Source organism: Pseudomonas sp. MF08875 (assembly GCF_059862525.1).
The window spans coordinates 20,667-35,118 of the sequence record NZ_JCBCUW010000037.1; the positions used below are offsets into that span (position 1 = coordinate 20,667).

Annotated in this window: 10 protein-coding genes; 5 read left to right on the top strand and 5 right to left on the bottom strand. The window is 63.2% G+C overall.

Annotation, left to right across the window (positions count from 1 at the left end; genetic code table 11):
• Nucleotides 1-30 precede the first annotated feature (30 nt).
• Nucleotides 31-624 (top strand): PilZ domain-containing protein, encoded by a 594-nt coding sequence (locus AC19YT_RS20095; RefSeq protein WP_095107650.1) that lies wholly within the window; start codon nucleotides 31-33, stop codon nucleotides 622-624.
• 2 nt (nucleotides 625-626) lie between these two features.
• Nucleotides 627-1,349, top strand: coding sequence for a glycerophosphodiester phosphodiesterase (locus AC19YT_RS20100; protein WP_095107649.1), 723 nt, complete (start codon nucleotides 627-629; stop codon nucleotides 1,347-1,349).
• A 42-nt stretch (nucleotides 1,350-1,391) separates the two neighbouring features.
• Here the strand turns inward: AC19YT_RS20100 and sthA are convergent, their stop codons facing one another.
• The 3 genes from sthA to AC19YT_RS20115 all read right to left on the bottom strand — a co-directional run bounded on the left by sthA (nucleotide 1,392) and on the right by AC19YT_RS20115 (nucleotide 5,569).
• Nucleotides 1,392-2,786 (bottom strand): Si-specific NAD(P)(+) transhydrogenase, encoded by a 1,395-nt coding sequence (gene sthA / locus AC19YT_RS20105; protein ID WP_095107648.1) that lies wholly within the window; start codon nucleotides 2,784-2,786, stop codon nucleotides 1,392-1,394.
• Nucleotides 2,787-2,973: 187 nt separating this feature from the next.
• Entirely contained in the window at nucleotides 2,974-3,975 is a 1,002-nt protein-coding gene (locus AC19YT_RS20110) for an FAD:protein FMN transferase (protein ID WP_500610872.1), read from the bottom strand.
• 130 nt (nucleotides 3,976-4,105) lie between these two features.
• Complete coding sequence (locus AC19YT_RS20115) at nucleotides 4,106-5,569, bottom strand: glyceraldehyde-3-phosphate dehydrogenase (protein ID WP_095107646.1); 1,464 nt, start codon at nucleotides 5,567-5,569, stop codon at nucleotides 4,106-4,108.
• Nucleotides 5,570-5,737: 168 nt separating this feature from the next.
• On the opposite strand from AC19YT_RS20115, the gene mfd reads away from it, so the two are divergent.
• Genes mfd through AC19YT_RS20130 form a run of 3 tightly spaced genes read left to right on the top strand, consistent with a single transcriptional unit; the run spans nucleotide 5,738 to nucleotide 12,462 of the window.
• Entirely contained in the window at nucleotides 5,738-9,187 is a 3,450-nt protein-coding gene (gene mfd / locus AC19YT_RS20120; protein WP_500597455.1) for a transcription-repair coupling factor, read from the top strand.
• Nucleotides 9,188-9,197: 10 nt separating this feature from the next.
• On the top strand, nucleotides 9,198-9,764 hold the full coding sequence (locus tag AC19YT_RS20125) for a CsiV family protein (protein ID WP_500597456.1): 567 nt from the start codon (nucleotides 9,198-9,200) through the stop codon (nucleotides 9,762-9,764).
• 10 nt (nucleotides 9,765-9,774) lie between these two features.
• Nucleotides 9,775-12,462 (top strand): SNF2-related protein, encoded by a 2,688-nt coding sequence (locus AC19YT_RS20130; protein ID WP_500610873.1) that lies wholly within the window; start codon nucleotides 9,775-9,777, stop codon nucleotides 12,460-12,462.
• Between the two features lie 93 nt (nucleotides 12,463-12,555).
• Here the strand turns inward: AC19YT_RS20130 and AC19YT_RS20135 are convergent, their stop codons facing one another.
• Together AC19YT_RS20135 and nagZ are read right to left on the bottom strand one after the other, a co-directional pair.
• A complete protein-coding gene (locus AC19YT_RS20135) occupies nucleotides 12,556-13,293 on the bottom strand; it encodes an S-methyl-5'-thioinosine phosphorylase (RefSeq protein WP_500610874.1) in 738 nt (245 codons plus the stop codon).
• A 12-nt stretch (nucleotides 13,294-13,305) separates the two neighbouring features.
• Nucleotides 13,306-14,304 (bottom strand): beta-N-acetylhexosaminidase, encoded by a 999-nt coding sequence (gene nagZ / locus AC19YT_RS20140; protein ID WP_500597538.1) that lies wholly within the window; start codon nucleotides 14,302-14,304, stop codon nucleotides 13,306-13,308.
• Nucleotides 14,305-14,452 lie beyond the last annotated feature (148 nt).

The following is a 14,452-nucleotide window of genomic DNA, read 5'->3' on the forward strand; positions in this document are numbered from 1 at the left end:
TCAGACCACCGCCGCTACCATGGGTTCGCCATGTCGACATTAGATGAAGAAGATCGCCGCGAATACTACCGTATCGAGGACACGATCGCACTGGAAATTCGGCCCCTGTCCGCCCCCGAAGCCGCGGGCCAGGATGTGTTGCAGGATGCGTCACCCCTGTTCAACCTACTCAGCGAACTGCACCTGAGCGAGTTCGAGTCGCAACACCTACTCCGGCAAATCAGCGAACGCGACCGCAACACCGCCAGCTACCTCAAAGTGCTTAACAAACGCATCGACCTGCTCAGCCAGGTCGTGGCCCTGACCGTGCTCGGGCAGATCGGCGAACCGCAACCGGTGGTGATTTCCGAGGGCGGCATCGAATTCAGCGCCCCTAATGCGTTTGCCCTCGGCACCGCGCTGTCGGTGAAGCTCGTGTTGATGCCCCAGGCCCTGGGCCTTTTGCTACGCGCCCGGGTCACCCACTGTGCCGCTAAAGGGGCGCAGTTCGAGGTCGGCACCGAGTTCGAACTCATCAGCGACGCCCAACGCCAGTTGCTGGCACGCTACATCCTGCAAAAACAGGCCCAGGAACGACGCCTGGCCCGAGAACAGAACGAATCGTCCGTCACCCAGAAGGAATAAACGTGACCCTCATCTACGGCCATCGCGGCGCCAAGGGCGAAGCACCGGAAAACACCCTGACCAGTTTCCAGCAGTGCCTCAAGCACGGCGTGCGCCGCTGCGAGCTGGACTTGCACCTGTCGCGCGACGGCGAACTGATGGTGATCCACGACCCGACCCTCAAGCGCACCACCGACCGGCGCGGCAAAGTGGCCGAGCATTCGGCTGCCGACCTGACCAGCTACGACGCGCGCAAGGGTGGCCCGGGCTGGATCACGCCCTGTCCGATCCCGCGCCTGGAGGAGCTGTTCGAGCAATGCGATTTCGAGCACTGGCAACTGGAGGTCAAGAGCGCATCACGCACCCGCGCGGCCACCACCGTGCTAGCGATTCGGGAACTGGCCCAGCGTTTCGGCCTGCTGGACAGGGTCACCATCACCTCCGGCTCGCGGGAAGTGCTCAAGGCCGCCCTGGACCTCACACCGGACGTGTCCCGGGGGCTGGTAGCCGAGTACGCCTGGCTCGACCCGCTGAAGGTCGCCCAGGGCTATGGCTGCGAGATTCTGGCGTTGAACTGGACACTCTGCACCCCTGAACGCCTGGAAAAGGCCCAGCGCCAGGGGTTGCATGTGTCGGTGTGGACCGTCAACGAACCCGCGCTGATGCGCAGGCTCGCCGACTTCGGCGTAGATAGCCTGATTACAGACTTTCCCGGTTTGGCCACTGCCACCCTTGGGAATAGCTGAAATCGGTCTCCCCGGCCGGCTCAGGCCACCGGCCGGAGCCGCTCAAAAAAGCCGATTGAGACCGTCGTACGCCGCTACCCGATAGGCTTCGGCCATGGTCGGGTAGTTGAACGTGGTATTGACGAAGTACTTCAGCGTGTTGAGTTCGCCCGGCTGGTTCATGATCGCCTGGCCGATGTGCACGATCTCCGAAGCCTGGTAGCCGAAGCAGTGAACCCCCAGCACCTCCAGGGTTTCGCGGTGGAACAAAATCTTGAGCATGCCTTGCGGTTCACCGGCGATCTGCGCCCGAGCCATGCCCTTGAAAAACGCCTTGCCGACTTCATACGGCACCTTGGCCTGTGTCAGCTCCTGCTCGTTTTTACCGATCGAGCTGATCTCCGGAATGGTGTAGATCCCGGTCGGCACGTCGTTGACGAAGCGCCAGCTGCCGTTATCGACAATGCTGCCAGCGGCCGAGCGGCCCTGGTCGTGAGCGGCACTGGCCAGGCTCGGCCAGCCGATCACGTCGCCCGCGGCGTAGATGTTCGGCACCGCGGTACGGTAGTTTTCGTCCACTTCAATCTGGCCACGGCTGTTGACCTTGATGCCGATATTTTCCAGGCCCAACTGGTCGGTGTTGCCGGTACGGCCGTTGCACCAGAGCAAGGCGTCGGCCTTGATCTTCTTGCCGGACTTGAGGTGCAGGATCACGCCGTTGTCCACGCCTTCGACCCGGTCGTAGTCTTCGTTGTGGCGCACGGTGATGTTGTTGTTGCTGAAGTGGTAGCTCAGGGCTTGGGAGATTTCCGAGTCCAGGAAGCTGAGCAACTGGCCACGGTTGTCCACCAGTTCCACCAGCACGCCGAGGCCGCTGAAGATCGAGGCGTATTCGCAACCGATCACGCCGGCGCCGTACACGATCAGCTTACGCGGCGTGTGGCCCAGGCTCAGGATGGTGTCGCTATCGTAGATACGCGGGTGGTGGAAATCGATATCGGCCGGGCGATACGGGCGCGACCCGGTGGCAACGATGACCTGCTTGGCCACCAGTTTTTCCACCACGCCATTGGCGCAGACCACTTCCACCGTTTGCTCGTCGGCAAAGCTGCCGGTGCCGAAAAACAGGTCAACGCGGTTGCGGGCGTAATAACCGGTGCGGGACGCCACCTGCTTGGAGATGACTTTTTCGGCACTCTTGAGTACGTCGGGGAACGAGAACCAGCGCGGCTCACCAATGGCCCGGAACATCGGGTTGGTGTTGAACTGCATGATTTGCCGTACCGAGTGACGCAAGGCCTTGGACGGGATGGTCCCCAGGTGGGTGCAGTTGCCGCCGACCTGACGGCGACTGTCAACCATCGCCACCTTGCGGCCGGCCTTGGCGGCGTTCATTGCCGCACCTTCTCCAGCAGGGCCGGAACCCAGCACCACCACGTCGTAGTTGTAGACAGCCATGCGTACTCCTCAGAACAGGCCGAGGCACCACTGCGGCGCCTGCGGCTAAATCATGCCGCGGCCAGCGGCATGAAGGAACAAATTGGGGGTCAAGCTAGAACCCGGACACAGTCTATAGAAGCCTCAACGCCGCGCACATTAACCCTTGGTCGTGTCGTAGGCTACTTTTGCCTGCACTACATCAAGGTCAAGGGGCCAGGTTTGTGCTCATGCGCTCAAACGCCGCGCTGCTGCGGGTGACAAAACCGTTATCGGCACGAATCACAAAAAATGCGGCGATGGCGTTTTTCTCTGCATATTCCCAGCCCCGTTGCGGCCCGAGAATCAACAGCAATGTCGATAAGCCATCCGCCATCAATGCTTGCGGGTGAAGCACCGTCACCGAGGCCAGGGCATGCTGGATTGGCGCGGCGGTCTGGGCATCGAGGGTGTGAGAGTAGCGGCGCCCGTCGCGCTCGAAGTATTTACGGTAATCCCCCGAGGTGGACACCCCGAAGCCATCGACCGCGATGATACGTTCCAGCACTTGCTGGTCATCCCGAGGTTCTTCCAGGGCCACCCGCCAAGGCGAGCCATCAGGCTTGTGGCCGGCAGCCTTGAGTTCACCGGTGACTTCTACCAGGTAGCTGCCGATGCCCAGCCCTTGCAGCGTCGTGGCAATGCGGTCCACTGCGTAGCCGGCGGCGATGCTGTTGAAGTCCACCTGCACCGGCGCGTCCTTGCACAACTGCTCGCCCTCGATGCGCAAATGAACGTGACCGACACGCTGGCGGACCTGCGCCAGGGCCTGGGCATCCGGCACCTGCTCGCCCCGCGACTGCGGCCCGAAGCCCCACAGGTTGAGCAAGGGCTCGATGGTCAAGTCGAAAGCACCATTGCTTTGAGCCGACAGCTGCTCGCCGACCCGCACCAATTCCAACACCGGCGCCGGCATCGCGCGGCAGCTGTTGGCGGGCAAGTCATTGAAGCGCTCGATGTCCGAATCGCTGCGGTAGGTGGACATCTGCTCGTCGATCTCAGCGAGGATTCGCCCCACCTGCCGCTGCACCTCCCCCACTGAAGGCACACCACCGCGCTGCACATACTGAATGCTGTAGGTGCTGCCCATGGTCGGGCCGCCGAAGCGCTGCAACGACTCGTCCGGGCCGCAGCCCGCAACAACGGCCAACGCCAGAAAAACCCCTGCCATCGTGATTCGCCCCACGACTTCCCCCCTCCCCTTGCAAAACAGACCAGCCCTTATGGGCCCGCCACGAACGGCACAAACAAAAACGCCCCGAACCAGTCGGGGCGTTTTCAACAGCGGCTAAACCCTGGGCTTAGCGTGGGAAGGCAGGCGGGTTAACCCCGGCCATGTCTTCCATCACGCGTACGACCTGGCAGCTGTAGCCGAACTCGTTGTCGTACCACACGTACAGGACAACGCGGTTGTCCTGGGTGATGGTCGCTTCAGCGTCCACCACACCGGCGTGGCGCGAGCCAACGAAGTCGGTGGATACCACTTCCTGCGAATTGACGTAGTCGATTTGCTTATGCAGATCGGAGTGCAGCGCCATGTAGCGCAGGTACTCGTTCATCTCTTCGCGGGTGGCGGCTTTCTCAAGGTTGAGGTTGAGAATGGCCATCGACACGTTCGGCGTTGGCACGCGGATCGCGTTGCCGGTCAGCTTGCCGGCCAGCTCAGGCAGGGCCTTGGCCGCTGCGGTGGCCGCACCGGTTTCGGTGATGACCATGTTCAGCGCGGCGCTACGGCCACGGCGATCGCCCTTGTGGAAGTTGTCGATCAGGTTCTGGTCGTTGGTGTACGAGTGAACCGTTTCCACGTGACCGTTGACGATGCCGAACTTGTCGTTCACTGCCTTGAGCACCGGCACGATGGCGTTGGTGGTGCAGGAAGCGGCCGAGATGATCTTGTCGTCGGCGGTGATTTCGCCGTGGTTGATGCCGTGCACGATGTTCTTGAGCTTGCCCTTGCCAGGCGCGGTCAGCACAACGCGGTCAACGCCCGGGCACGTCAGGTGCTGGCCAAGGCCGTCGGCGTCACGCCATACACCGGTGTTGTCCACCAGCAACGCGTTCTTGATGCCGTACTGGGTGTAGTCCACCTCGGTCGGGTTCTTCGCGTAGATCACTTGGATCAGGTTGCCGTTGGCGGTGATGGTGTTATTGGCTTCATCGACCGTGATGGTGCCGTCGAACGGGCCATGGACCGAGTCGCGACGCAGCAGGCTGGCGCGTTTGACCAGGTCATTCTCGGCGCCCTTACGGACCACGATGGCACGCAGGCGCAGGCCATCGCCGCCACCGGTTTTCTCGATCAGAATGCGCGCCAGCAGGCGGCCGATACGACCGAAGCCGTACAACACCACGTCAGTGCCTTTGCGCGCCGACGCGTTTTGCTGGCCAACCACATCGGCCAGCTCTTCACGCACGAACTGCTCGGCGGTACGGCCGTTGCCCTGGGTCTTGAACTTGACCGCCAGTTTGCCCAGGTCTACCGAAGCAGCGCCGAGCTTGAGCTCGCTCATGGCTTTAAGCAGGGGGAAAGTCTCGTGGACAGACAATTCACTGTCGTCGGACTGGCGATGGCGAGCAAAGCGGTGGGCTTTGAGAATCGCGATGACTGACCGGTTGATCAGGCTGCGGCCATAGATCGAGCTCACCACATTGTTGTTGCGGTAGAGCTGGCCGATAAGCGGAATCATCGCTTCTGCGAGTGCTTCACGGTCGATCCATTCACCAAGACACTGGTCGGGCTTCTGAGTCACGGGAACCTTCCACATGTAGGGGCAGAAAAAAGGGGCTACATTATGCCGCCGAGTCGGGCGCGGATCAATGCGCGCCTGTCGCACCATGGTTTTGCTCGATTGGAGCCAGTCTGCAACTGACAGCCGGCACCTTCGCCCGCTACAATCGCAGGCTTTGTCGCAACGCTTGGAGCTCAACCTTCCGTGCCTGTTCTGCGTCTACCGCATCTCCCTGCTGCCGCAGGTAAACAGCACTGGGGCAACCTGCCCGGTGCCGCCCTGAGCCTGGCCATCGCCGAGGCTGCCAGCGCTGCCAAGCGCTTCACCCTGCTACTGACCGCCGACAGCCAAAGCGCCGAACGGCTGGAGCAGGAACTGGGTTTCTTCGCCCCCGATTTGCCGGTGCTGCACTTCCCGGACTGGGAAACCCTGCCCTACGACCTGTTTTCGCCCCACCAGGACATCATTTCCCAGCGCATCGCCAGCCTGTATCGGCTGCCGGAGCTGAGCCACGGGGTTTTGGTAGTGCCTATCACCACGGCCCTACATCGCCTGGCGCCGACCAAGTTCCTGCTGGGTAGCAGCCTCGTGCTGGACATCGGCCAGAAACTCGACGTCGAACAGATGCGCACGCGCCTGGAGGCCAGCGGCTACCGTTGCGTCGACACGGTGTACGAGCACGGCGAGTTCGCGGTACGCGGGGCGCTGATCGACCTGTTCCCGATGGGCAGCAAACTGCCCTACCGCATTGACCTGTTCGATGACGAAATCGAGACCCTGCGTACCTTCGACCCGGAAAACCAGCGCTCCATCGACAAGGTCGACTCCGTGCGCTTGCTCCCGGCCCGCGAGTTCCCCCTGCAAAAAGACGCGGTGACGCGGTTCAAGGCACGGTTTCGCGAGCGCTTTGACGTGGACTTTCGCCGCTGCCCGATCTTCCAGGACCTGAGCAGCGGCATCACTCCCGCCGGCATCGAGTACTACCTGCCGCTGTTTTTCGACGAAACCTCCACCCTGTTCGACTACTTGCCGCAGGACACCCAGGTGTTCTCCCTGCCGGGCATCGAGCAAGCGGCGGAAAACTTCTGGAACGATGTGCGCAACCGCTACGAAGAGCGCCGCGTCGATCCATCGCGCCCGCTGCTGCCGCCGGCCGAATTGTTCCTGCCGGTCGAAGACTGCTTCGCGCGCCTCAAGAACTGGCCCCGGGTGGTCGCCAGCCAGCAGGACGTGGACACCGGCCCCGGGCGTGAGCGGTTCGCCGCCCGGGCCCTGCCCAACCTGGCCATCGAAGCCAAGGCCAACGAGCCCTTGGCGGCGCTTTCCGGGTTCCTTGAAGACTTTAACGGGCGCGTGCTGTTTACCGCCGAGTCGGCCGGGCGCCGCGAAGTTCTGCTGGAGCTGCTTGAGCGCCTTAAGCTGCGGCCAAAAACCGTTGATAACTGGCCGGATTTCGTCGCCAGCAAACACCGTTTGGCGATCACCATCGCCCCTCTGGACGATGGCCTGCTGCTGGACGACCCGGCGCTGGCGTTGATCGCCGAGAGCCCGCTGTTCGGCCAACGGGTGATGCAGCGCCGGCGCCGGGAAAAACGCGCCGACGCCAACAACGACGCGGTCATCAAGAACCTCACCGAGCTGCGCGAAGGCGCGCCGGTGGTGCACATCGACCACGGCGTGGGCCGCTACCTGGGCCTGGCCACGTTGGAAATCGACAACCAGGCCGCCGAATTCCTCACCATGGAATACGCCGAGGGCGCCAAGCTCTACGTGCCGGTGGCCAGCCTGCACCTGATCGCCCGCTACACCGGCAGCGACGATGCCCTCGCGCCCCTGCATCGCCTGGGGTCTGAGACCTGGCAGAAAGCCAAGCGCAAAGCCGCCGAGCAGGTGCGCGACGTGGCCGCCGAACTGCTGGACATCTACGCCCGCCGCGCCGCCCGCGAAGGCTACGCGTTCGCCGACCCCAAGGCCGATTACGCAACGTTCAGCGCCGGTTTTCCCTTCGAGGAAACCCCGGACCAGCAAACCACCATCGAAGCCGTGCGCGCCGACATGCTCGCGCCCAAGCCCATGGATCGCCTGGTATGCGGCGACGTGGGCTTCGGCAAGACCGAAGTGGCCATGCGCGCCGCGTTCATCGCCGTGCACGGCGGCCGCCAGGTGGCGATCCTGGTGCCCACTACCCTGCTCGCCCAGCAGCACTACAACAGCTTTCGCGATCGCTTCGCCGACTGGCCGGTGACCGTCGAAGTGATGAGCCGCTTCAAATCGACCAAGGAAGTCAACGCCGCCGTCGCCGACCTGGCCGAAGGCAAGATCGACATCGTTATCGGCACCCACAAGTTGCTGCAGGACGACGTCAAGATCAAAAACCTGGGCCTGGTCATCATCGACGAAGAACACCGCTTCGGCGTGCGCCAGAAGGAACAGCTCAAGGCCCTGCGTAGCGAGGTGGACATCCTCACCCTGACCGCCACGCCCATCCCGCGCACGCTGAACATGGCCGTCTCGGGCATGCGCGACCTATCGATCATCGCCACCCCGCCGGCACGGCGCCTGTCGGTGCGCACCTTCGTCATGGAGCAGAACAACAGCACCGTCAAAGAAGCCCTGCTACGTGAGCTGCTGCGTGGCGGCCAGGTCTATTACCTGCACAACGATGTAAAAACCATCGAGAAATGCGCCGCAGACCTCGCCGAACTGGTGCCCGAAGCACGCATCGGTATCGGCCACGGGCAGATGCGCGAACGCGAGCTCGAACAGGTGATGAGCGACTTCTACCACAAGCGCTTCAACGTGCTGATCGCCTCGACCATCATCGAGACCGGCATCGACGTGCCCAGCGCCAACACCATCATCATCGAGCGCGCCGACAAGTTCGGCCTGGCGCAACTGCACCAATTGCGCGGCCGCGTGGGGCGCAGCCACCACCAGGCCTACGCCTACCTGCTCACGCCACCGCGCCAGCAAGTCACTGCGGATGCGCAAAAACGCCTGGAGGCCATCGCCAATACCCAGGACCTGGGCGCCGGTTTCGTACTGGCCACCAACGACCTGGAAATCCGTGGTGCCGGCGAGCTATTGGGCGACGGTCAGAGCGGGCAGATCCAGGCCGTGGGCTTCACCCTCTACATGGAAATGCTCGAACGGGCGGTCAAGGCCATCCGCAAGGGTGAGCAACCGAACCTCGACCAACCCTTGGGCGGCGGCCCGGAAATCAACCTGCGCCTGCCCGCGTTGATTCCCGAGGACTACCTGCCAGATGTGCATGCGCGGCTGATCCTGTACAAGCGCATCGCCTCGGCCACCGACGAAGAGGGCCTCAAGGACCTGCAAGTGGAAATGATCGACCGCTTCGGCCTGCTGCCTGAGCCGACCAAGAACCTGGTGCGCCTGACCCTGCTCAAGCTGCAAGCCGAACAACTGGGCATCAAGAAGGTCGACGCCGGGCCACAGGGCGGGCGTATCGAGTTCGAACCGCAGACGCCGGTCGATCCGCTGGTGCTGATAAAACTCATCCAGGGCCAGCCCAACCGCTACAAATTTGAAGGCGCTACGCTGTTCAAATTCATGGTGCCAATGGAACGTCCCGAAGAGCGCTTCAACACATTGGAGGCGCTGTTCGAGCGCCTCGCCCCGAAAACTGCTTGAAGGACGTGCCATGCGCCTGTTTGCCTCACTGACCTTGCTGCTGACCCTGGTCGCCCCCTTGGCGTTGGCCGATGAGCTGTACCAGATCGAGATGATCCTGGTGCGGCAGAACGCCGAACCCACCATCCTCAGCCGCCCCGCGCCAGAGGATTGGGCCGCCGCTGCCCGCCCAGTTGACCCGGCCAGCCTGCGCACGCCGAGCCTCAACAAAGAAGTCGAAAACCTCAAGGCCAGCACCGACTACAGCGTGCTGCTGCACAAGGCCTGGCAACAGCCTCTGGGCGAGGCGCCGAGCACAGTGGCGATCAGCGACGGTGCCGGGCAGTTCGGCCAGTTCCCGATCCAGGGCACCCTGGAGTTGAAACTAGGGCGTTTTACCGACGTCAACGCCAAGTTCTGGGTCAACCAGATCGACCGCAATGGCCTGATTACTGCCAGCGAAAGCCTGAGCCAGCAAAGCCACACCAAGAACGGCCAACTGAATTTTCTCGACAACGGCCACCTGGGCCTGCTGATAAAAATCACCTCGCTATCCGCCCCCGCCCGCAGCCAAGCCCCCGTTGAAATCCCGGACTGACTGAGTGCCCATGCCCGCGACCCTGACCAAACCCCTGGCACCGTCCTGGGTCAGTCGCTTCAAAGAACAGAGCCTTGAGCGCGGGCGCCGCTACGCGCTGGAAAACCGCGTGCGCTTCGTCCAGGTCGGCGACAGCACCATCACTGCCAGTTGCGAAGGCTCGGGCGGCAACGTCTACCGCCAGACCATCAACCTGCGCGAATCCGCGAAAAATACCCTACTGATGGTGGACGCCACGTGCAGTTGCCCCGTGCGGGTCAACTGCAAGCACTGCGCCGCGGTACTGCTGCAAGTCGAAGAAACCCTGGCCTTCCCCGCCACCGCCAAAGACGCCCAACTGTTGGAAAAACTCCAGACGGTCCTGGAAAACCGCCGCCCCGCCGCCCCGCCGCAAGTGCTGCTCGACGACGTGCAACCGGTGCCGCGCCTGTGGCTGGCCAGCGTCGAATTCAGCGCCTTTGAACCGCGTAACGGCAAAATGCAGCGCTATATCCAGCACCGCGCCGCGCTGTCCTTCAACTATCAGGGCGAATACGTCAGCGGGCAGAAAAACGCCGATATCCTGATCCGCCAGGAACAGCAGACCCTGCGCATCAAGCGCCAACTCGACGCCGAGAAGCACTACCGCGAACAGCTCAGGCTGCTGGGGTTTCGCATCGCCACCCGGCAAAGTAAAGCCCTGCCCGAAAGCGCTGGCGAATTGTTCGAGATGGTCAACGACAGCGCCTGGCTGACCTTCACCCTCAACCAACTGCCCAGCCTGCGCGAACAAGGCTGGGAGTTGCAGATAGAGGACGACTTCGGCTTCGACCTGACCGCCGTCGATGACTGGTACGCCAGCGTCGAGGAGGCGCCGCAGCGTGATTGGTTCGACCTGGAACTGGGCATCATCGTCAACGGCGAGCGCCTGAGCCTGCTGCCGATCCTGCTCAACCTGATGCGCTCCCACACCGAGTTGCTCAACCCCGAACGCCTGGCCAAACGCCGCGACGACGAGTTGATCCTGGTGAACATCCCCAACCGGCCCCCTACCGACAGCGGCCCGCTGCAAGTGGCCCTGCCCTTCGGGCGCCTGAAACCGGTGCTGGCCACCCTCGGCGAGTTCTACCTGCAAGAACCAGGCGAAACCCGCCTGCGCCTGAGCAAAGCCGATGCCTTGCGGCTCAACCCGCTGCAAGAGTTGCCCCTGCTGTGGGAAGGCGGCGAACACATCCGCACCTTCGCCCAACGCCTGCGCGACATCAGAGACTACAGTTGCCGCGCGCCCGATGGCCTCAACGCCACCTTGCGCCCCTACCAACTCGAAGGCCTGAGCTGGATGCAGTCGCTGCGCCAACTGGAGGTGGGCGGCATCCTCGCCGACGACATGGGCCTGGGCAAAACCCTGCAAACCCTGGCCCACGTGCTCAGCGAAAAGCACGCCGGGCGCCTCGACCGGCCGTGCATGGTAGTGATGCCCACCAGCCTGATCCCCAATTGGCTCGACGAAGCGGCGCACTTCACGCCCCAGCTCAAGGTCCTGGCGTTGTATGGCGCCGGGCGCAAGAAGCACTTCGCCCAACTGGCCGAGTACGACCTGATCCTCACCACCTACGCCCTGCTGCCCAAGGACATCGAAGTGCTGGCCGCCCAGCCGCTGCATGTGCTGGTGTTGGACGAAGCGCAGTACATCAAGAACCCCACCAGCAAGGCCGCCGAAGCTGCCCGCAGCCTCAACGCCCGGCAACGCCTATGCCTGTCCGGTACGCCCCTGGAAAACCACCTGGGCGAACTCTGGTCACTGTTCCACTTCTTGCTGCCGGGTTGGCTGGGGGACGTGAAGACCTTCAACCGCGACTACCGCGTGCCCATCGAAAAACGCGGCAGCGAAGTGCGCTTGCAGCACCTCAACGGGCGCATCAAGCCGTTCCTGCTACGCCGCACCAAAGAGCAGGTGGCCACTGAACTGCCACCCAAGACCGAGATCATCCATTGGGTCGACCTCAACGAAGCCCAGCGGGACGTCTACGAAACCATGCGCCTGGCCATGGACAAAAAAGTACGCGACGAGATCACCCGCAAAGGCGTGGCCCGCAGCCAAATCATCATCCTCGAAGCGCTGCTCAAGCTGCGCCAGGTCTGCTGCGACCTGCGCCTGGTTAACGAAGCCCCACCCACCCGGGGCAGCACCTCGGGCAAGCTCGATAGCCTGATGCAAATGCTTGAAGAGTTGTTCGAGGAGGGGCGGCGGATTCTGCTGTTCTCCCAGTTCACTTCAATGCTGACCCTGATTGAAGCCGAACTGAAAAAACGCGGCGTCGCCTATGCCCTGCTGACCGGGCAGACCCGCGACCGCCGCACGCCGGTCAAGGCCTTCCAGAGCGGCCAGTTGCAGATCTTCCTGATTAGCCTCAAAGCGGGCGGCGTAGGCTTGAACCTGACCGAAGCCGATACGGTGATCCACTACGACCCGTGGTGGAACCCGGCCACGGAAAACCAGGCCACCGACCGTGCCTACCGCATTGGCCAGGAAAAACCGGTGTTCGTCTACAAGATGATCGCCCGGGGCACGGTGGAGGAAAAAATCCAGCACCTGCAAAAAGAAAAGTCCGACCTCGCCGCAGGCGTGCTCGACGGGCGCCAGGCCGGGGATTGGAAGCTGCAAAACAACGACATTGAAGCGCTGTTCGCGCCGCTACCGGATAAAGCCAAGCATTAGTTTGTGGCGCGTCTATCGCGCCACAGATCGAGCACCGTAGCCTGTGGGAGCGGGCCTTGCCCGCGATAGGCGCGCCACACTCCCGAACTGCACTTATGCCATCAACACCCGAGCCAGGGTCGCCTTCGCCAAGCCCATGCCGTCATGCAGCGCCTGCTCGATTTGCGCCATGGTAATCACCGCCATGGACTTGCCCGCCGCCGGGTTGACCACCAGGGCCAGGCACGCATAGTCCAGGCCCAGCTCACGGGCCAGGGCTGCTTCCGGCATGCCAGTCATGCCCACGATGTCGCAACCGTCACGCTCCAGGCGCGCAATCTCGGCCACGGTTTCCAGGCGCGGCCCTTGGGTGCAGGCATACACGCCATGGCTGCTGTAGGCGCAACCTTGAGCGGCCAGCGCCGCGATCAGACGCTCGCGCAGCGGCTCGCTGTAGGGGTAGCTGAAATCGATGTGGGTCACGTGTTCCAGGTCATCGGCAAAGTAGGTGTGCTCGCGGCCGCTGGTGTAGTCGATCACTTGGTGCGGCACACAGAAATGCCCGGTGCCCATGGCCGCGTGAATCCCACCGACCGCATTGACCGCCAGGATCGCCTCGGCCCCGGCTTGCTTCAACGCCCACAGGTTGGCGCGGTAGTTGACCTGATGGGGCGCAACACGATGCGGATGGCCGTGACGTGCGAGGAACAGCACCTCGCGCCCAGCGTATTCGCCCACCTGGATCTCGGCCGACGGCGCGCCGTAGGGCGTATCCAGCGGCAACGACTGGCGGATGTTCAAACCTTCGAGCTGAGTCAGCCCGGTGCCGCCGATAATCGCGTAAACCGTCATTGCAAGTTTCCTTTAATCAATCAATTGAGCGTCTTTGAGGGCGCCAATGGCTGCGAGCCAGCGCGGGTCCTGGCGGTACTCGGTGCCGGCGAAACCCTGGCCGCGCATCCGCGCGATACGCGGGCTGGGCGTGACCTTCAGGCGCTGGGCCGCGCACAAGGCCAACTCGGCCGCCGCCCGGTCATTGCATACCAGGCCCATGTCGCAACCGGCAGATAGGGCGGCCTCGATCCGACTGGCCGCATCGCCCACCACATGGGCACCGGCCATCGACAGGTCATCGCTGAAAATCACCCCATCAAATTGCAACTCGCCCCGCAGGATGTCCTGCAACCAGCGGCGCGAGAACCCGGCAGGCTGGCTGTCTACCTGGGGGTAGATCACGTGGGCCGGCATCACGGCGGCCAGTTGCTGGCTCAAACGGGCGAACGGCACCAGGTCATTGGCGCGGATCTCCTCGAGGCTGCGCTCATCGACGGGAATCGCCACGTGGGAATCAGCCTCCGCCCAGCCGTGGCCGGGAAAATGCTTGCCCGTGGCCGCCATGCCGGCGCTGTTCATGCCGCGAATGAAGGCCCCGGCCAGCAGCGCGGCACGCTGCGGGTCGCCCTCGAACGAACGGCTCCCCACCACTGCGCTGCGTTGGTAATCGAGGTCGAGCACCGGGGCGAAGCTCAAATCCAGGCCAACAGCCAGCACTTCAGTGGCCATGATCCAACCACAGTGCTCGGCTAACACCTCGGCGTTGGGATTGTCGGCAATTGCCCGCATCGCCGGCAGGCGCACAAAACCCTGACGCAGGCGCTGGACGCGGCCGCCTTCCTGGTCCACTGCCAGCAGCAGGTCCGGGCGTACGGCGCGAATCGAGGCACTGAGTTCGCGCACCTGGCGTGGGTGCTCAATGTTGCGCGCAAAAATAATCAGGCCGCCCACCTCGGGCTGGCGCAACAGGTGACGGTCTTCGGAGGTCAGCCAGGTACCGGCCACATCCACCATCAGGGAGCCTTGCAGGGCACCGGTCATAGCGATTCCTTTATTACGGGCACACGACTGCGCCGCCAGGAGCGAAGCTCGGCGGGCGCGGGTCGGTGCAGGGTAAGGAGAGAGTCTGGAACGGGAGTCGACATGGGCGGCAAGCTTAGCGGATGTCAGCCGCCGC